Origin of the sequence: Winogradskyella poriferorum (assembly GCF_050618035.1) — a bacterium.
In the GTDB taxonomy this organism is placed as follows: domain Bacteria; phylum Bacteroidota; class Bacteroidia; order Flavobacteriales; family Flavobacteriaceae; genus Winogradskyella; species Winogradskyella poriferorum_A.
The window spans coordinates 76,937-94,139 of the sequence record NZ_JBODPY010000004.1 but is presented as its reverse complement, the minus strand read 5'-3'; the positions used below and the strand labels follow the sequence as shown (position 1 = coordinate 94,139).

Here is a 17,203-nt window from a genome sequence, read left to right as displayed (position 1 = left end):
TAGACCTCAATTGTCATTAACTTCGATATTTACACCATCTTTTTCATTAATCTGAATACTCACATCTGGTTTTTCTTCTTCGATAACTTCGGCTTCAGAGGTAATCACTGTTAGATCTTCTTCTTCCTCTTCTTCAATAGAACAATTGAGACATTCTGTATCATCTTCAATAATTCTTAAGTACTGTTCCTCCATACCGTTTTCTAGTATATCATTGTAGTAACTAGAGTTTCTATGGAAACTGTAAGTGTTATCATTGGCATATATAACTGCACCTTCAGGAACATATAAAATCACCGTAACTTCTTGATCACTAAATTTATTTTCAATATCAGTGGTTAAATAGGCACCAAGATCTAAAGTGTTGTCATTTAAAGCGAAATTATACTTGATATTCTCAGCTCGGTTTCTGGCAATTTCATAACTGCTACCTCTTGCTTGTTTTTCGATAATTAAGGAGGCTAATGAATCTTTTGTAGATCTAACGACCAAACGAATATCAGAAGACCTAATAGATCTGCCATTGTCATCTTCTATTAATCTATAATTGTTATTGCGTCTGTAATAATAGTTGTTATAATCACTATCGCTAAACATATTAATACGTAAGGTATCATTAGCTGTTAAATCTAATTGTTCCTTAACGGTAAATTTCGCATCAAAAGCATGTTCTGTAGCCTGTTTTACTCCGGTAATAACCAATCCAATAATGGATATAAGCCAAATGCCTAGTAAAGTGAACTTCGCAACATTTCCGATAGACTTTAAGTTGTTTACCAAAATCTTCAAGCCCAAATAGAAGACAAAGAAGAAAGGTATTCCAATAGCAAAGAATATAAGCATAGACATTAGCCACAATGGTATGCTGGCGGCATTTGCTGCGTCAATAAAGTCCATTCCTGGAAAATGTACTGCATCTGTTACACCTACTGTAAAGAATGCTACTATAAGGCTAATAAGTGTAGTTATCCCAACAATTATGAGTATAACACCTATAAATTTGGCAATAACTTTTAAGAAGAACATGATAATTGATCCGAGCGTGTCAAAAAAGTTCTGAGAGCTCGACTTTAATTTGTTCCCTTGTTTCTGAAAGTCTACATTTTTTACCGATTGTGAGATGTTATCACTAACAGTATCAATGCCTTCTTTGAGTTTTTCACCGTGCTTTTTTAAATCTACATTTCTAACTTTCTTTGAAACGGTATCAATGCCGTCTTTAATTTTTTTTTCAATGTTGGTGATGTTAACCGCATCACCTGTCATTGTTAGCTTTTCTGCTGTTGTTACAGCTTCGGGTACTAAGGCCCAAAAAATTAAATAGATAAAGATGAATGTACCTCCAGAACCAATAGTCAATAAGATCCATAATAAACGCATCCATATTGCATCGATTCCAAAATAGTGACTTAATCCTGCAGCTACACCACCTATATAAGAATTGTCGGTATCTCTAAAAAGCTTTTTAGTTACTCTATTATTATAAGTTGATCTCGGTTGAGGCTCGTCTTCAAAGATTTCATCATCTACAAGGTAATCTTCTGGTTGACCCATTATAGCAATAACCTCGTCTACAAGTTTTATTCCTACAACTTGTTTTTCGTTTTGTATGCGTTCTGCGAATAATTCTGCAATACGTGCTTCGATATCCGAAATAATTTCAGAACGCCCTTGAGAGTCTGTAAATGAACGTTTTATAGCCTCAAGATAGCGTGATAATTTAAGGTAAGCATCTTCATCGATATGGAAGAATATACCTGCTAAATTTATATTGACTGTTTTATTCATTTTTTCTTTGTTTTTGTACTTGTTACTAGGTTAACTGCATTTTGTAATTCACTCCAAGTTGTGTTTAATTCATTTAGAAACAACTTGCCTGTTTCTGTAAGACCATAATATTTTCTTGGTGGTCCAGATGTGGATTCTTCCCAACGGTAGTTGAGTAATCCCGCATTTTTCAAGCGCGTAAGTAAAGGATAAATTGTTCCTTCAACTACAAGCATTTTTGCGTCTTTGAGTGTGCCTAAAATTTCTGCTACATAGGCATCTTCGTCCTTCAGTATTGATAAAATGCAGTACTCTAGGACACCTTTACGCATTTGTGCTTTTGTATTTTCTATCTTCATATTAAAAGCGTCTTAAATTCGATTAAACTGTTCATTTTTTGATTGATTATGTGCTTAAACCAAGCATCTGATTGATGATTTATTTTAAAAAATTTATGGTCAATGGATATTTATAAATCTCACCGTCTCTGGCCGTAAGACTCGCCTTAACGATTAATGCTAATTCAACAATAAAAGCTAAAACTGCAAGTACACCTAGTCCGCCACCTATATAAAGTAGTGGAGAAGGTTCTCCAATATTAATGTGGAAATTATTAAAGCCGCGGAAATCTAAAACACTCATTCCATCGAATAACCTAAAAATAAAGAAGGGTACACTTATCGTTCCTAAAATAATAGCGTATAGTAATACACTAATTTGAAAATTAATGGCTTGCTTACCATGCTGATCAACAAACTGTGACTTTTCTTTATTAGCAGCCCATAGTATGATTGGCCCTATGAAATTTCCAAAAGGAATAACAAATCTCGAGAATGTCGAAAGGTGTATAAATGTCGCGAGATTTTTATGGTGATTATCTATCATTTTTAAATGTATATAATAGTTTCTTATGCAAATATATGTCCTAAAAAAGGTATTATGTTACGCATAGTACCTAAAATTAACAAAATATTAACATTAGTGCAGTTTGGATATTTGCCCTATTTTAGAGCAAAACTTATAATTAAACATGCGCATTACAGCTTCAAAACTCAACACATTCCTGCTGTTTAAGCTACCATCGGCCTATCTTACAGGAGTTAGAACAAAATCAATTACAGAAAATACGTGTGTCGTCTCTGTAAAGCATAGATGGATAAACCAGAATCCATTTAAATCCATGTTTTGGGCGGTTCAAGGTATGGCTGCTGAGCTTTCAACAGGTGCTTTGGTTATGCTTAAGATTCAGGATAGTGGCAAAAATATCTCTATGCTCGTTGCAAATAATAATGCCACCTTTACCAAAAAAGCTACAGGCAGAATAACATTTACATGTGATGATGGTGAAAAGATAGATGAAGCAATTTCTAAAGCTATTGAAACAGGAGAGGGGCAGACGGTTTGGTTAAATGCTAATGGTATTAATAAAGATGGTGTACAGGTGTCTTCCTTTAATTTTGAATGGACTTTAAAAGTAAAGAATAAGAAGGCATAAGTTTGTAACAAAATAAGATTCTTAACAACATATAGGCGTCAACCAAAAAATTAAAATATTATGGAACAATTACCTGATTTTACAGATAGAAATGCCCATGAAATCGATTACCGTATTTATGGAGAAGAAATGCAATATGTGGAGATTGAATTAGATCCGCAAGAAGCTGTTATTGCCGAATCCGGTAGTTTTATGATGATGGATGATGGTATTAAAATGGATACCATATTTGGAGATGGTTCGCAAAAAGATAAAGGGTTTCTCGGAAAGATATTAGGTGCTGGTAAGCGTATTTTAACAGGAGAAAGTTTATTTATGACGGCCTTTTATAATGATCTCACAGGAAAGCGTAATGTATCTTTTGCATCACCATATCCTGGTAAGATTGTTCCAATAGATTTAACAGCCTTTGGAGGAAAATTTATCTGTCAAAAGGATGCATTTTTATGCGCTGCAAAAGGTGTTAGTGTTGGAATTGAGTTTTCTAAAAAACTTGGTCGTGGCCTTTTTGGCGGAGAAGGATTTATTATGCAAAAGTTAGAAGGTGATGGTATGGCTTTTGTTCACGCTGGTGGCACCATGGCCGAAAAGACTTTACAACCAGGTGAAGTGTTACGTGTGGATACTGGTTGTATTGTTGGTTTTACTCAGGATGTTGATTATGATATTGAATTTATTGGAGGGATTAAAAATTCAATTTTTGGTGGAGAAGGACTGTTCTTTGCAAAATTGAGAGGACCAGGAAAAGTTTATATACAATCATTACCATTTAGTAGATTGGCGAATAGAATTATTGCGTCTGCACCAAGAACTGGTGGAAAGGATCGTGGCGAAGGAAGTATCCTCGGTGGTTTGGGTGATTTATTAGATGGAGACAACCGATTTTAGACCAAACTAAAGTAATGACAGTCAAAAGGTTAGGTTGTAAGAAATCTCGTTTCTCTAACAAGTTCGTCATCGTATAAACACAACATTTAACATAAAAAGCTGTTAAACAATAATAACTGCTTAGATTTTTTTCTAACTTTAGATAGTAATTTGATCACATAGCCTATAGAAAAAATCTACGTTATTGTTAAATCTTAAAACCCCTAAATGCATATGGCGAGAGCAATGTATGAGTACACCAAGACTGTACTTAATAAAGTAAGTTTTGATGCGACATTATTCTGTAAGGAGGTTCAAAAAGCAGTAAGACGATTATTGCCTCACGAACTAGAAGATCTAAAGGTTTTTATACAATCCTTAATCAATCAAAATCCAGAATTAGATCAATGTTTAATTTATTTAAAAGCATAAAAAAAAGCGACTCACGAGTCGCTTTTTCTATTTAGCCAAAGGGCTAATAATATCTACATTTTGAAAGGCTATAGCGCCTCTAATTATTCCAGAAATTTCATTGTGCAAAGCATCAATAATCTGCATTTTTAATTCGCTCTTATGATAAATGATACTTACCTCGCGTGCTGGAGAGGGCTCAGTAAAGTGTCTCAAATTTGGACTTAATTTTTCTTTTACATCTAAGGTATGCAGATAAGGAAGTAAAGTCATTCCTAATCCTTCATTTGATAGTTTGATTAAAGTTTCAATACTACCACTCTCTAATTGAAAGCTATCATCGATATGGTCTTTAAATGACTTGCAAAGATTAATAACACCTTCTCTAAAGCAATGTCCATCCTCTAGAAGTAACATATCATCAATATCTAAATCGGCCACCTCAATAGTTTTCTTATCTCTTAATCTATGATTAGCGGGTACATAGGCTACAAAAGGTTCATAATAAAGAACACGTTCTTTGATGTTGTCACTTTCTAAAGGTGTCGCTGCAATTGCAGCGTCTAGATGGCCATCACTTATACGCGACAGTATTTCTTCGGTGGTAAGCTCTTCGATTTTAAGCTTTACCTTCGGATATTTTTTAATAAAATTCTGCAAAAACATAGGTAATAGAGTTGGCATTATTGTAGGTATTATACCCAATCTAAATTCACCACCAATAAATCCCTTTTGCTGATCTACGATATCTTGGATTCTTTCTGCTTCGTTTACTATGTTTCGTGCCTGATAAACAATTTTACGACCAACTTCTGTTAGTTCAATCGGCTTTTTACCTCTGTCGAAAATGATAACATCTAGTTCATCTTCTAATTTTTGGATCTGCGTACTAAGGGTGGGTTGCGTAACAAAACACTTTTCAGCGGCCTTTGTAAAATTTTTATGTTCTGCAATACTCAGTGCATATTTTAATTGCGTAATTGTCATAGTATAAATTTAGACTATAAAAATACAAAAACTATTGACGTTATCTATGCAAATAGATTTAAAAGATAAAAGACTGTAGGTCGTACAGTCTTTTGATGTGATTGATTTTGATTGATTATGTTGTCGATTTAAAACCTAATGTTTAAATCTAGGTCTTCATTTTCTACCTTAAATTTAGCATCGTCGTATTGTGGAGGACCAAAAGCCATTACGTTATTGGATGTACCGAAACTTTCTAAAGGCATTCCATTTTCTCTATAATCCATTCTTCCATTTTCGTTGGCATCGTGCAATCCAAGAAGGGCATACTCTCCAGGTTGAACATTTTTAAATGTAATGATGACCTTACCTGCTTCGATTTTACTTTCTGCATTCATAATACCAGCGCCTTTCATAAAGGTGTCTTCCGTATGCAGGGCAAAAGCAACTACACCTTTATCACTTGTTAAATTATCTACGGTTACCGTAATAGTAATGCCCTCGTTTTGGGCGAAGCTAAATACTGTTGAAAGTGCAAATGTGAATACTAATACTAATTTTTTCATGACTTAATAATTAAATGGTTAATGATTGATGATTCAAAAGTCCAACAATCTAAAGACACTAAATAATAAGGATGACCGAAATGTAAAAATTTGAGGATGAACTGTAGAAGATGTCTACAGTAGTCCTCTAGCCTTAATTTCTAAATACTTGTTTATGGTATTAATAGTTAGCTTTTCTGGTGGTGTAAGAATGGATTGAATACCGTGTTTCTGTAATTCTTTAACCATTAATCGTTTCTCATATGCAAATTTTTCTGCAATTGTTTTGTGATAAATGGATTGTAAATCTTCAGCATTTAATTTTATAATATTATCTAATTCTGTGTTCTCAAATAAAACTACAACGAGCATATGCTTTTTTGAGATGGCCTGTAGATATGGCATCTGACGTTTAAGTGCGCTTAAATGCTCAAAATTTGTATATAGCAAAATTAAGCTTCGATGTGTTACCTTTCGTTTTAACTGAGCATATAAGTGTCCAAAATCACTATCACTGAAATTAGTGTTGATATTATATAGCGCTTCAAGAATCCGATTGAGGTAGGTAATTTTATGTATGGCAGGTAAAAAAGTTTCAATCTTTTTAGAAAAAGTCAACATGCCAACTTTGTCATGTTTTTTAAGGGCAACATTACTGAATGCCAAGGTCGAATTTATGGCATAGTCGAGTAGTTTAAGACCATCAAACGGCATCTTCATAACACGACCAGTATCTATAATAGAATAAATAGGTTGGGATTTTTCGTCCTGGTATTGGTTAACCATCAGTTCACCATGCTTTGCAGTGGCCTTCCAGTTTACCGTTCTAAAATCGTCTCCAAGTACATATTCTTTAATCTGTTCAAACTCCGAAGTATGACCAATCCGTCTTATTTTTTTTAACCCAATTTGAGTCAAGGCATTGCTAATAGCCAGAAAATCATATTTCTGCATTTGAATTATGGAAGGGTAGACCATTACCATTTGCTCATTTTGAAATCTGTAACGACGCTTAATAATTTTAAGCAATGAGGAAACAAAAATATTAAGATGACCAAAATAATATTCACCACGATCAACAGGCCTTACTTGATATTCAAAATTATAAGTTTCGTTAGGTATTAAAGTTGTTTTAATTAAGAAATCTCTTTTTTGAAATTGTACCGGAAGCTCATCTATAACATCAATAAATACTTTTATGCCATACTTATTTGAAATGGTTATAGGAACCGGATTGTTATCGCTATTTGAGAATTTATCTGGTAATAGCCTTCTAGCGTCTATGCCATTTTTTGGGCCATATAAGAGTAATAAATCAATAAAAAATACTACGACTAATATCGTCGTAATAATCCAAGCGATGCTATATAAAAAAGGAAACCAAAAAGACATTAAAAAGCATACCGACAAAATTGCGATATAAACATAGAACTGATTATGTATGTATAATGACTTAAGGAATTTCATAGGTTGCTTACCTTGGGACTTCTACTGATTGTACAATCATTTCAATCACATTTTCTGTCGTCATACCTTCCATTTCGCGTTCTGCAGTTAAGATAACTCTATGATTTAGGACCGGATTTAGAGCTTTTTTTACGTCTTCTGGAATTACAAAATCTCGTCCATTAATAGCAGCAAATGCTTTTGAAGTATTTAAAATAGCAATCGATGCTCTCGGAGAACCTCCTAAATATAAATGAGGATGATTTCTTGTTTTAGAAACTATTTCAGCGATGTACTTTATTATTTTTTCTTCAACAACTATAGATTGTGTTTTAGACTTATAGTCCGTTAAGGACTTGGTGTCTAAAATGGCATTTATAGACGCCTGAGGTGCTTCACCTTTACGTTCGTGATGGGTCGCTATTATTCTAATTTCATCTTCTAAGGATGGATAGTCTACCTTTATCTTAAAGATAAAACGGTCTAGTTGTGCTTCAGGTAATGCATAAGTCCCTTCCTGTTCGATCGGATTTTGTGTGGCAAGAACCATAAATGGATTCTCAAATTTATAGGTTGTACCGTCGATACTTGCTTGGCGTTCCTCCATAGTTTCAAATAAAGCTGCTTGAGTCTTGGCTGGAGCTCTATTTATTTCATCTATGAGCACGATATTTGAAAAAATGGGACCTTCTCTAAATTCAAATTCTGAAGTTTTCATATTTAATACCGAAGTTCCTAATACATCACTCGGCATTAAATCTGGTGTAAATTGTATACGACTAAAATCGGTTTTTAAAACTTTGGCAAAAAGCTTTGCAGTAACCGTCTTTGCAATTCCAGGAACACCTTCAATAAGCACATGTCCATCGGCTAGCAAGGCCACAATGAGTAGTTCTATAAAACTATCCTGACCTATAATTACTTTACGTAATTCGGCTTTAATCTGATCCACAGCTTCACGTAGATCATCTAAAGGTATTCTGTTATCAAAATTTAAGTTTTTGTTTATGTCTTCGTTTTCCATTGATTATTGGATTTAAAGTTTTCTATCAAGGTATTTAACCGCTCTAGTTCTATTTGATTTATCTGTGATTTTTTATCTAAGCCTGAAATAAAATTGAATAGTGTCGTAGTGTCTTCCTCAGTATTATTACTTCTTGCTGCTAGATTTTTTATAAATTCTGGTTTAATTTCTGAGGTGTTGAGATATAGATAATTCCTAATGTACTCTAAGAAATGCTGAATTTTATGTTTTGCAATATCCTTGTGTTTTGCATTTTCATAATACATATCAGATATAGTCCTAGTAAATTCTACTGTTTGATTTTTGAGAGGTCTTATTGTCGGAATGGCACGTTGTTTTCGTTTGCCTTCAAAAATGATATAGACTAATGCTCCAATTAAGATCATATAATAGGCCCATTTCAATGATTTGGTATTTAATAACAAATACATTGGCGAAGTGTAAAACTTTTTGCCACTTTTATAATAGTGGTCTATAAAAATAGGTCTCTTATAATCTAAATATGATATTAAACCTGCGGTATAATCTTGGTTTGGTGAATTAAGTATAAAGTAGTTTGTAAAGGCTTGCGGGAAAGTACTTAAAATAATTTCACCATCTCCAAAGGGTTGTTTAATAACATTTATTAAGGAGTCTTCCACGGCTTTATTTTCACCTCTATAAGCATCAATGAATCCTAAAACACGTGTTTGGAGTGTATCAATTTCATTGAAGTGGAAAAAGGTAGTAGGACGATCAAACTTATAAGACTTTTTATTATTAAGAATTGGGTTTACAAGTTGTACTTGATATTCATTATTAAAATTATCGAGTGCATTTACAGAAGTTGTGTTAAGGTTTAAGGTATCTAATAAGGATTCCTCAAAATCTACAGCTGAAACCACTAGAGTATTACCTTGGTCTACCCAATTTAGAAGTCTTTCCAATTCATCATCTCCAAAATTAATACCACCATTATAAAAAACGTAGGTACCATTTATATCTTCGGAGCCATTTAAAAATTCAAAGGGTGGTCTATCTATCAAACGAACAGAATCTGCAATTCGATCTAGTTGCTCCTTAAAAACCAGTGATCCAAAGGGAATTTTATGATGAGTAGCATAGGAAGGATACCAATTAATTTCTTTGGGTTTGGTCATCTCTAAAGCGACGATTGCCAAAATCGTAATTAGCACTAACGTTATGTATATTTTGCCCTTTTTACTCAACGTTTTGTTAATGTGTTATTTAGGTTTTCAAAAGACACCTTAAGCGTTTCAAATTTTAAGGCGTCCACTCCAAACTCACCATACCAAACATAATCATAGATACGTGTTATGTTTTTAAATCTGGCCTTAAGATCATTAGTTTTGATCTCTTTTATATAATCTTCATTGGTCTTTTGAGGTTCCCAATTTATGGTCTCATTCTCCGTTAGATATTTTAGAGAAAGTAGATAATAATAGCGTATGGCTAAACGATAATTTTTTTGCTGAATAGCATCACGAATCAATGCTGGTATATCTTCATTTTTAATAATTTGCTCTTCCTCTGTAATGGATATACTTCCTTGTTCTTTAGTAGTTGTTATTAATCTATTAGAATTAACCTTCAAAAAGAAGCGTATGAGCAAATAGATTAAGAACGCTAGTAATAAATAGGGGAGGATTCTAAAAATAAAATATAAAAAACCTGTTGCCGTACCAGTACCAAATATAGCTTCCCAAAATTTACGTAAAATATTATTTAACCAACGGTAAGCTCTATCTAAAAAATTTTCTTCGGCCTCTACTTCTACGTAATTAAAGTCCTTATCTGCTTTATACTTCTCAAGATGCTCGTCAGAGATATTTTGCCTTTCTATCTGCTCTTTATCGAGTAGAATAGGAGTGTCATCCTGTTGGGCATTAAGTATTTGAACAGTTAAAAGAAGTGCAAGTAAAATCTTTAATAGAGGCATTTATTCTTCTATTTTCCCTATTTCACTAATACGTTCAAATGTCCCTGTAAAGTTGGTCTTTTCGTGTAAATGAAAATAAATTGCAGCACCACCAACAACGAGTATAATATTAAGTAATACTTGCACAAAAGCTTGTATAACACTTAAAATAATCACAATAGGATCTCTTGAAAATGTATCAATATTGGCTGGATCCACTTCTCCAGAGAAAATACCTGTGCTAATCATTGCGTACATAGAGCTCGGTAAAGCAAAAACAACAATGATGATGTAATAAATAATGAATAAAACAATATAAGAACCCCATGCTGTCCAAAAATCTACATTCACGAGAGAAAAACTTTTACTGTAAGCATCAATGGTAGTGTTTTTGGGCTCAAAAACATACAAGCTAAACACAACAGCCATAGGAACCATAGCGTAAAAAACGGGTAAAACACATAACATTGTTGCAAAAAATAGGGTGATACCTTTTAAAATGCCTAATCCAAAAAACGATCCTATAGCGCGATAAGTATTTTGTTTTATTTCAGCGTAGTCGGTTACGCCTTTATTTTCGATATAAGATTTTAAATAATAGAGTACAGTACCTCCAATAAGAATGTAAGTAGCGATACCTGCCACTGCGTAAACAAAAAACGCAAGTAGCGCTATAACTATACTCCCAGAATTAAATGAAGGGTCTCCGACACTAGTAATATTAAATATATCACCAGCTACATAATTATAAACAGCCAATGATAGGAGGTAAACCAATATTGCAGGCCCTGCAATATTTAATACCATTTTCATAAGAGTTTTGAATTCATTTCTAATAAAACCAAATGTATCCGTTAGGATACCACTAAAATCACTCTGCTTTCTAAACTCTATGTACTTTCTATTCATGTTCGGTTGGTTTGAGGTTGTGTTGAAACTATATCACTATTTAAATCTGAAAATGTATTTCTAAGTTGCCTATTTAGCTTTATTGGATAATAAACATAATAGAACAAGATTAGCGATAATGAACTTAAAATTATTAAAATAGCCAGCCAATCTGGCATTTCGGTATGTCGTGTTACGAAGCCTTCTAAAAACCCAGCTAAAATAAAAAAGGGTATGGTACTCATTAAGATTTTAAGGCCATTAATCACACCACGTTTAAAAGATTCTAGCCGTGGATAAGTACCAGTAAACAGCATGCCATTACCCATAACAAGGCCAGCACATCCTGCAATGATTATAACCGAAATTTCTATGGTACCATGAATCCATATTGTTCGTGCAGATTCCCAAAGAAGGCCTTGGTCATAGAAGAAATATTGAAAACTCCCTAACATAATGCCGTTTTGCATCATAATATATAGCGTGCCCACTCCAAACAAAATGCCATATCCAAATGCATAGAGTGCCACTTTTATATTATTTAAAGTAATACCTAAGAACATATTGAATTCTCCCTGTTCTTTATAAACAGCCATAGGATCACCTTTTTCGATATTATCTAATGTCATGTTAACATAACCGTCTCCTAAAAAAGAACGGACAAAGTCACCTTCGTTAGCAGCGGAGAATGCACCAACAAGCACAAAAAAACTAAAAGTTAAAAACGCTACTAAAAGCTCACGATGATGTTGATAAAAGAGTAATGGAAATTCAGTTTTAAAAAAAGAAATTAGTCTGTTTTTTGGCTCTTTTTTTGTTTTGTAAATCTTCTGATGCGCCTGAGAAGCGAGTTGGTTTAGATACCTCTCTGTATTACTGTTTTTGTAGAAGGTTTTGGCATAACTCAGATGATCAGTTATTTCGATATACAGATCGGAGAGTACATCAGGATCTATGGAGGTTTTATTTTTTAGAATGCTTTCAAATTCTAACCATTTATCTTTATTTTGCTTCACAAAGGATGCTTCGCGCATACATAAAACCTTTTGCTTTCAAAGAAAAGAAAATATGGATGAATTTCAAATAGAAACCGCGCAAAATGTGGGCATTAACCAAAACGTTGCTACTATAGGTGATCGCTTACTCGGTTATCTTATAGATAGTGCTATCATCTTGTTTTATGTTATCGCTTCAATCTTACTATTGGTATCCCTAGATTTAGATATGGGAGATGCATGGGCCATCTATCTTTTGATTAATCTTCCAGCTTTTTTATACTATGTTCTTTTTGAGACCTTTTGGGATGGTAAAACCATTGGTAAAAGTACCATGAGAATGCGTGTTGTTAAATTAGATGGATCAAAACCAAGTTTTGCTAACTATTTTGTGCGTTGGATTTTGCGAATTGTAGATGTGGTATTGACTTCTGGAGGTGCTGCGGTTGTCACAATTCTCATTAAAGGCAATGGGCAAAGAATTGGTGATATCGCTGCAGGAACAACTGTAATAAGTGAGAAAACGAAAGTAACTATAGAGGACACAATTTTAAAAGAAATACCATCAGATTACGTACCAAGTTACAGCCAGGTAACTGTATTTAATGATGCAGATATGCGTAAGGTAAAGCATCTATATGATGATGCCGTGAGAAATGGTAATCACAATGTCATTATTAACCTCCATGAACGTCTTGTAAAAGTTATGGCAGTTGATCCAAAGGAAAAACCAGTTGATTTTATTGCCAAGGTTATAAAAGACTATAATTTCTATACTCAAAACATGTAATGTTTTTTCAAGTCATTGATATATTAGGTACTATAGCGTTTGCTATTTCTGGTGTTTTAGTAGCAATGAATAAACGCATGGATGCCTTTGGTGTTATAATAATTGCCTTTGTAACTGCTGTTGGTGGTGGTACCTTGAGGGATATTATGGTTGGTGTACAACCTGTTTCATGGATGCGCGATATTACCTATGTTTATGTAATTGTCGGCAGTACTGTATTTGCTGTAATTTTTAGAAATCAGCTTAAGCATCTAAGACGCTCATTATTTTTATTTGATACTATTGGAATAGGATTATATACCGTAATTGGAATTGAAACAGGATTAGTTGCCAATCTGCATCCATTAATTTGCATCGCCTTAGGAACAATCACCGCTTGTTTTGGAGGTGTTATAAGAGATATTTTAAGTAATGAAATCCCAGTGATATTTCGAAAGGAGATTTATGCTACGGCCTGTATTTTGGGAGGTTTTACCTATTTTTTGATGCGGAAATTCTTGGAAGATCAAAACTATCTATTCATCATTGCTGGTGCAGTGGTAATCGTACTGCGCCTTATCGCTGTGAAATTTAAAATAAGTCTACCAAGCTTGTATAAGAATATTTAGGAATCTGATAATTGAGATAAATTTTCTTATACAACCTCATAGTTTAATTTGCCTAGTCTTGATTGCTCAAAAATATGGTTTGATTTTGTTTTGCGCTTTTTATTGCCGCTTCAAGAATCTCCATAACAATCATGTTGTTTTCTAAAGCAGATAACTCATAAGGACTTACTTCTATTTCTCCATTTATTACAGTGGCAAAATATACAAATGGATCATTGTAAGGTAGAGCTCTCTCTTCAAGCGTATATTTTTCTTCACTAAAATCATCATAACCTGAACCAATTCGTACGCGCATATCATTTCTATTATCGGCATATAGTACACCATTTAAGCCATAAACTTCCATGTCTTTTCGACCTATAGGCCAATTCCACGAAGCTTGGATAACGCCAACCAGATTTTCATAGGTCAATAGAATAATGGCTTCATCATCAACTTTCGGATTATTTTCAGCCTGCTGTTGCATGGTAATGGCTGTAACGCTTGTTGGTCGTTGACCATTTGTTATCCAGGTAAGTAGATTAGCGCCATAACAGCCAAAATCAGTAATGGCACCTCCACCATTTAGTTTAGGGTCTGTTAGCCATTCTAAGAACTCATCATCAACTCCAATTTTTTTAGGTCCTTTATGGCCATCTCTTACAATTATTTTTCTGAGATCACCAATAATAGTGTCCTGTTGTATTAGTTCATAAACCATGTGGTTTGTTGGGTACCAAGTAGTTTCGTAATTCGTTAGGAGATGGATGTTATGTTTATCTGCTAATTGCTTCATTTCTACGGCATGGTCTAAATTAACAGCAAGCGGTTTTTCTACCATTACATGGATACCCTTTGGTGCACAGTACTTCACGATTTCTAAATGATCATATATAGTACCGAAGGCCGTTACAGCGTCAGGCCTCTTATTATTTATGAGATCTTCAAGCGTATCAAAAACCAATTCCATTGAAAAATTGTATTGATCTGCATAACCTTTTGCCAATTCTTTATTCGGTTCAACGATACCAACAATTTCAAATTCGGGATAACTATTGCTGTTAAATATCCAATGCACATGCGTGTGTGTTAAGCCTACAACACCAATCCTCACCGGATTTTTTTGAGCATAAGTAGAGAGATTAAGCAATAAAATAAATAAAAGGAGGCTAAATTTTTTAATCATTTTAATGGAATTAAAGTGTTAATTGGCCAAAATGTTTAGTGAACATATTGTAAACAAAAGCTTGGATTATACCAGCTAAAAACCCAAAAAAGACTCCAATTAATGGCATTCCAATAAGGGCGCCAAAAGCCAAAAACGTTCCAATACTTAATCCTGGTGTTTCATTAGAAGTGATCAATTCTAAGGTAACTAATGTATCAATTATTAATCCGCCAAAGGCATAGATTATGCCGCAGACTAAACCAATAATAAGTCCCATTACAGCTTGGAATTTTCCGAATGATAAGGGGTTTAGTGCTTTTATTTTCATCAGATTAGTGATTTATAAATTGAATATCTACAGGCCAACAGCACTTATAAATTTATTAATTAATCAATAATTCTATCAAATGTTTTGTAAACAAAGCGTGTTTGTAGAGAATCAGAAATAATATCAAATTCTAATTTTTTAAATTCTGCATTGAAACGACCTGTTCCTTTTTTCTTTTTTAAATCTTCAATTTTATTCCAATGTTGCATTTCTAACGGTAAAACTGCACAAAGTTCATCACCTTGTATATAAAAGTATAAATATTCTATTTCCCCTAGTTTTTTATAATCTTTTAACCAATAAGAATAAGAAGCGTTTGCCTTAGATTCTAAAATATCTTTTAACTCAGCTTTGTAAGTTTCTGAATCTGGTGAATAATTATCAAAAACAGCGTTATAATTAACGCAATCTGGACGATCACAACGATAGAATAAGGTAACTATTAAAATGAAAACTAAATATTGTTTTTTTATATGCATAATTAATTATTTAATAATTCTTGAAATCTTTCAATGAAAAGACCAATATGATAACCATCTACTAATCCGTGATGTGCATGTACTGCAACAGGCATTTTTTTTAGGCTATTTTCTTCTGTGATTTTGCCAAACGATATTTTTGGACAGCTGTCTGAATGGGAAAAGCTTCTTGCATGTGATAGACTGCTAAAATCTACCCATGGTATTGCAGAAAAGTGGATAACATTTTCTCCAGAAAGCGCTGGGTCTAGCCCACTTGACATTCTTACCCTTTCAATTTCTTGCTTTGCAAAATCGTAAAACAAATTCTCATCTTCATAAAAACTCATATATGAAAAACCAAAAGTACCATCTGGTTTGTTTACAGTAGGTGAAGCATTAATGGTATCATATAAATAAACGTTATTATTTATTATTCGGTATCTAAAGTTTTCGATTGAATTTGCTGCTTTTAAAGCTCTGTATAGATAATATAGGAAAAATGAGACGTTATTTTTCTTTGCTTGTTGATAGGCAATTGTACAATCTACCTTCACTGTCATACCATAGAATGGTTCCTCAAAAGCTGAGAAAAAGTTGAAATGATCTTTTCTTTTCCAGTTTGAGATGTCAATAAGGGTTTTATCAGATTGGTCCATGGATTAAATGCCTTAGATTCGTTGAATAAAAGTAAAGAATTAAAAAGTATTAAATCTCTAAATATTTATATTTGCCGCGTTAATTCGGATGTATTAAAATTACATTAATCATGATGAAACAGTTTTGTTTTTTGCTCTTTTTGCCACTTATTGCTTTTGGTCAATTAAAGCATAAAGACTCTTTAAGTATCAATGCCGATTTATCATTAACTGGTTTTGTTCAAGCAGGTAATGTAGAAACTATAATTTTTAGAGCGACCTCAGATATTAGTTTTAAACCATGGGAAAAAGCGCGTTTTGAAACTAAAAATTCTTATGTCTATCAGGAGTTTGGAAATGAAAAAGCAGATGAGGATATATTAAGTCTCAACTTTTTAAGATTTACGCCAGAGCGGAAAATTTCACCATTGGTACTCGGCTTTGTAAGTACTAATTTTAGGCGAGAAATTGATATAAGATACCTTTTTGGAGCAGGTGCAACCTTTCAAATTTTTAAGAAAGATAAGAACCTATTAAAATTTGCATTATCCTTCGAATATGAAAATACAGACTTTAAGATGTCTGAATTTAATCAATCACAATATGATGGTAATTCTTCGATAAATACCATAAGAGGTACACTATGGGTTAAAGGTGTTTATCATTTGTTTAAGAACAAAATGATTTTAAGTCATGAAAGTTATTTTCAACCGTCATTAGAGGAAAGTGATAATTATAGATGGCGCGCCGATTTTAGTTTAGAGTTCCCAATTTGGAAATTTCTTAATTTTAAAATAAACTACCTCGATACATTTGAAAGTGTTGTAATACAAGGGCAGAGGCAAGACGATAGTGTACTATCCTTTGGTTTTAAAATTAAAAACTACCTATAATATGCCAGCCTGTATTGCT

Annotated in this window: 21 protein-coding genes; 6 read left to right on the top strand and 15 right to left on the bottom strand. The window is 33.4% G+C overall.

The annotated features are described in order from the left end of the window. Positions 1–6 precede the first annotated feature (6 nt). The 3 genes from ACRHOC_RS10180 to ACRHOC_RS10170 form a co-directional block, all read right to left on the bottom strand. Positions 7–1,788 carry a PspC domain-containing protein gene (locus tag ACRHOC_RS10180; RefSeq protein ID WP_431158531.1) on the bottom strand — a complete coding sequence of 594 codons (1,782 nt, stop codon included), beginning with the start codon at positions 1,786–1,788 and terminating at the stop codon, positions 7–9. Further along, positions 1,785–2,126: a PadR family transcriptional regulator gene (locus ACRHOC_RS10175; protein WP_431158530.1), complete on the bottom strand. Its 342-nt coding sequence runs from the start codon at positions 2,124–2,126 to the stop codon at positions 1,785–1,787. Before ACRHOC_RS10175 ends, ACRHOC_RS10180 begins: the two co-directional genes overlap by 4 nt. A gap of 79 nt (positions 2,127–2,205) precedes the next feature. After that, a complete protein-coding gene (locus tag ACRHOC_RS10170) occupies positions 2,206–2,652 on the bottom strand; it encodes a DUF4870 domain-containing protein (protein WP_431158529.1) in 447 nt (148 codons plus the stop codon). Between the two features lie 145 nt (positions 2,653–2,797). Here ACRHOC_RS10170 and ACRHOC_RS10165 point away from each other — a divergent pair, with 145 nt between their 5' ends. From ACRHOC_RS10165 to ACRHOC_RS10155, 3 genes are all read left to right on the top strand, one after another. After that, on the top strand, positions 2,798–3,262 hold the full coding sequence (locus ACRHOC_RS10165; RefSeq protein WP_431158528.1) for a DUF4442 domain-containing protein: 465 nt from the start codon (positions 2,798–2,800) through the stop codon (positions 3,260–3,262). Positions 3,263–3,322: 60 nt separating this feature from the next. Continuing rightward, complete coding sequence (locus ACRHOC_RS10160) at positions 3,323–4,150, top strand: TIGR00266 family protein (RefSeq protein ID WP_431158527.1); 828 nt, start codon at positions 3,323–3,325, stop codon at positions 4,148–4,150. A 213-nt stretch (positions 4,151–4,363) separates the two neighbouring features. After that, a complete protein-coding gene (locus ACRHOC_RS10155) occupies positions 4,364–4,561 on the top strand; it encodes a hypothetical protein (RefSeq protein WP_431158526.1) in 198 nt (65 codons plus the stop codon). Positions 4,562–4,588: 27 nt separating this feature from the next. Here ACRHOC_RS10155 and ACRHOC_RS10150 read toward each other — a convergent pair whose 3' ends face one another. The 8 genes from ACRHOC_RS10150 to ACRHOC_RS10115 all read right to left on the bottom strand — a co-directional run bounded on the left by ACRHOC_RS10150 (position 4,589) and on the right by ACRHOC_RS10115 (position 12,361). Continuing rightward, a complete protein-coding gene (locus tag ACRHOC_RS10150; RefSeq protein WP_431158525.1) occupies positions 4,589–5,527 on the bottom strand; it encodes a LysR family transcriptional regulator in 939 nt (312 codons plus the stop codon). Between the two features lie 128 nt (positions 5,528–5,655). Next, a complete protein-coding gene (locus tag ACRHOC_RS10145; RefSeq protein WP_431158524.1) occupies positions 5,656–6,072 on the bottom strand; it encodes a DUF2141 domain-containing protein in 417 nt (138 codons plus the stop codon). A gap of 114 nt (positions 6,073–6,186) precedes the next feature. Next, complete coding sequence (locus ACRHOC_RS10140) at positions 6,187–7,518, bottom strand: DUF58 domain-containing protein (RefSeq protein ID WP_431158523.1); 1,332 nt, start codon at positions 7,516–7,518, stop codon at positions 6,187–6,189. Positions 7,519–7,525: 7 nt separating this feature from the next. Further along, positions 7,526–8,521, bottom strand: coding sequence for an AAA family ATPase (locus ACRHOC_RS10135; RefSeq protein ID WP_431158522.1), 996 nt, complete (start codon positions 8,519–8,521; stop codon positions 7,526–7,528). Then, positions 8,503–9,660 carry a DUF4350 domain-containing protein gene (locus tag ACRHOC_RS10130; protein WP_431158521.1) on the bottom strand — a complete coding sequence of 386 codons (1,158 nt, stop codon included), beginning with the start codon at positions 9,658–9,660 and terminating at the stop codon, positions 8,503–8,505. The genes ACRHOC_RS10135 and ACRHOC_RS10130 overlap by 19 nt, the downstream gene beginning before the upstream one ends. Before the next feature lie 65 nt (positions 9,661–9,725). Beyond that, positions 9,726–10,460, bottom strand: coding sequence for a DUF4129 domain-containing protein (locus tag ACRHOC_RS10125; RefSeq protein WP_431158520.1), 735 nt, complete (start codon positions 10,458–10,460; stop codon positions 9,726–9,728). After that, on the bottom strand, positions 10,461–11,348 hold the full coding sequence (locus ACRHOC_RS10120) for a hypothetical protein (RefSeq protein ID WP_431158519.1): 888 nt from the start codon (positions 11,346–11,348) through the stop codon (positions 10,461–10,463). Further along, positions 11,345–12,361, bottom strand: coding sequence for a stage II sporulation protein M (locus ACRHOC_RS10115; protein ID WP_431158518.1), 1,017 nt, complete (start codon positions 12,359–12,361; stop codon positions 11,345–11,347). The genes ACRHOC_RS10120 and ACRHOC_RS10115 overlap by 4 nt, the downstream gene beginning before the upstream one ends. A gap of 34 nt (positions 12,362–12,395) precedes the next feature. Between ACRHOC_RS10115 and ACRHOC_RS10110 the strand changes: the two genes are divergently transcribed. After that, positions 12,396–13,112: an RDD family protein gene (locus ACRHOC_RS10110; RefSeq protein WP_431158517.1), complete on the top strand. Its 717-nt coding sequence runs from the start codon at positions 12,396–12,398 to the stop codon at positions 13,110–13,112. Then, positions 13,112–13,720, top strand: a complete 609-nt coding sequence (locus tag ACRHOC_RS10105) for a trimeric intracellular cation channel family protein (RefSeq protein ID WP_431158516.1) — start codon at positions 13,112–13,114, stop codon at positions 13,718–13,720. The genes ACRHOC_RS10110 and ACRHOC_RS10105 overlap by 1 nt, the downstream gene beginning before the upstream one ends. Before the next feature lie 52 nt (positions 13,721–13,772). Here ACRHOC_RS10105 and ACRHOC_RS10100 read toward each other — a convergent pair whose 3' ends face one another. The 4 genes from ACRHOC_RS10100 to ACRHOC_RS10085 are packed head-to-tail and all read right to left on the bottom strand — an operon-like array spanning position 13,773 to position 16,312. Further along, positions 13,773–14,885: a Gfo/Idh/MocA family protein gene (locus tag ACRHOC_RS10100; RefSeq protein WP_431158515.1), complete on the bottom strand. Its 1,113-nt coding sequence runs from the start codon at positions 14,883–14,885 to the stop codon at positions 13,773–13,775. A 10-nt stretch (positions 14,886–14,895) separates the two neighbouring features. Next, the gene (locus ACRHOC_RS10095; protein WP_431158514.1) at positions 14,896–15,195 is read right to left on the bottom strand and encodes a hypothetical protein; all 300 of its coding nucleotides are present in this window, start codon (positions 15,193–15,195) and stop codon (positions 14,896–14,898) included. A gap of 59 nt (positions 15,196–15,254) precedes the next feature. Further along, positions 15,255–15,674 carry a hypothetical protein gene (locus ACRHOC_RS10090; RefSeq protein ID WP_431158513.1) on the bottom strand — a complete coding sequence of 140 codons (420 nt, stop codon included), beginning with the start codon at positions 15,672–15,674 and terminating at the stop codon, positions 15,255–15,257. 2 nt (positions 15,675–15,676) lie between these two features. Beyond that, positions 15,677–16,312, bottom strand: coding sequence for a CatA-like O-acetyltransferase (locus ACRHOC_RS10085; RefSeq protein ID WP_431158512.1), 636 nt, complete (start codon positions 16,310–16,312; stop codon positions 15,677–15,679). Between the two features lie 110 nt (positions 16,313–16,422). On the opposite strand from ACRHOC_RS10085, the gene ACRHOC_RS10080 reads away from it, so the two are divergent. Then, entirely contained in the window at positions 16,423–17,184 is a 762-nt protein-coding gene (locus tag ACRHOC_RS10080) for a DUF481 domain-containing protein (protein ID WP_431158511.1), read from the top strand. Positions 17,185–17,203: the final 19 nt, after the last annotated feature.

Excerpts from the sequence above, each read along its gene's own strand:
- ACRHOC_RS10180 (WP_431158531.1), bottom strand. The coding sequence starts at position 1,788 with ATGAATAAAACAGTCAATATAAATTTAGCAGGTATATTCTTCCATATC.
- ACRHOC_RS10175 (WP_431158530.1), bottom strand. The coding sequence starts at position 2,126 with ATGAAGATAGAAAATACAAAAGCACAAATGCGTAAAGGTGTCCTAGAG.
- ACRHOC_RS10170 (WP_431158529.1), bottom strand. The coding sequence starts at position 2,652 with ATGATAGATAATCACCATAAAAATCTCGCGACATTTATACACCTTTCG.
- ACRHOC_RS10165 (WP_431158528.1), top strand. The coding sequence starts at position 2,798 with ATGCGCATTACAGCTTCAAAACTCAACACATTCCTGCTGTTTAAGCTA.
- ACRHOC_RS10160 (WP_431158527.1), top strand. The coding sequence starts at position 3,323 with ATGGAACAATTACCTGATTTTACAGATAGAAATGCCCATGAAATCGAT.
- ACRHOC_RS10155 (WP_431158526.1), top strand. The coding sequence starts at position 4,364 with ATGGCGAGAGCAATGTATGAGTACACCAAGACTGTACTTAATAAAGTA.
- ACRHOC_RS10150 (WP_431158525.1), bottom strand. The coding sequence starts at position 5,527 with ATGACAATTACGCAATTAAAATATGCACTGAGTATTGCAGAACATAAA.
- ACRHOC_RS10145 (WP_431158524.1), bottom strand. The coding sequence starts at position 6,072 with ATGAAAAAATTAGTATTAGTATTCACATTTGCACTTTCAACAGTATTT.
- ACRHOC_RS10140 (WP_431158523.1), bottom strand. The coding sequence starts at position 7,518 with ATGAAATTCCTTAAGTCATTATACATACATAATCAGTTCTATGTTTAT.
- ACRHOC_RS10135 (WP_431158522.1), bottom strand. The coding sequence starts at position 8,521 with ATGGAAAACGAAGACATAAACAAAAACTTAAATTTTGATAACAGAATA.
- ACRHOC_RS10130 (WP_431158521.1), bottom strand. The coding sequence starts at position 9,660 with ATGACCAAACCCAAAGAAATTAATTGGTATCCTTCCTATGCTACTCAT.
- ACRHOC_RS10125 (WP_431158520.1), bottom strand. The coding sequence starts at position 10,460 with ATGCCTCTATTAAAGATTTTACTTGCACTTCTTTTAACTGTTCAAATA.
- ACRHOC_RS10120 (WP_431158519.1), bottom strand. The coding sequence starts at position 11,348 with ATGAATAGAAAGTACATAGAGTTTAGAAAGCAGAGTGATTTTAGTGGT.
- ACRHOC_RS10115 (WP_431158518.1), bottom strand. The coding sequence starts at position 12,361 with ATGCGCGAAGCATCCTTTGTGAAGCAAAATAAAGATAAATGGTTAGAA.
- ACRHOC_RS10110 (WP_431158517.1), top strand. The coding sequence starts at position 12,396 with ATGGATGAATTTCAAATAGAAACCGCGCAAAATGTGGGCATTAACCAA.
- ACRHOC_RS10105 (WP_431158516.1), top strand. The coding sequence starts at position 13,112 with ATGTTTTTTCAAGTCATTGATATATTAGGTACTATAGCGTTTGCTATT.
- ACRHOC_RS10100 (WP_431158515.1), bottom strand. The coding sequence starts at position 14,885 with ATGATTAAAAAATTTAGCCTCCTTTTATTTATTTTATTGCTTAATCTC.
- ACRHOC_RS10095 (WP_431158514.1), bottom strand. The coding sequence starts at position 15,195 with ATGAAAATAAAAGCACTAAACCCCTTATCATTCGGAAAATTCCAAGCT.
- ACRHOC_RS10090 (WP_431158513.1), bottom strand. The coding sequence starts at position 15,674 with ATGCATATAAAAAAACAATATTTAGTTTTCATTTTAATAGTTACCTTA.
- ACRHOC_RS10085 (WP_431158512.1), bottom strand. The coding sequence starts at position 16,312 with ATGGACCAATCTGATAAAACCCTTATTGACATCTCAAACTGGAAAAGA.
- ACRHOC_RS10080 (WP_431158511.1), top strand. The coding sequence starts at position 16,423 with ATGATGAAACAGTTTTGTTTTTTGCTCTTTTTGCCACTTATTGCTTTT.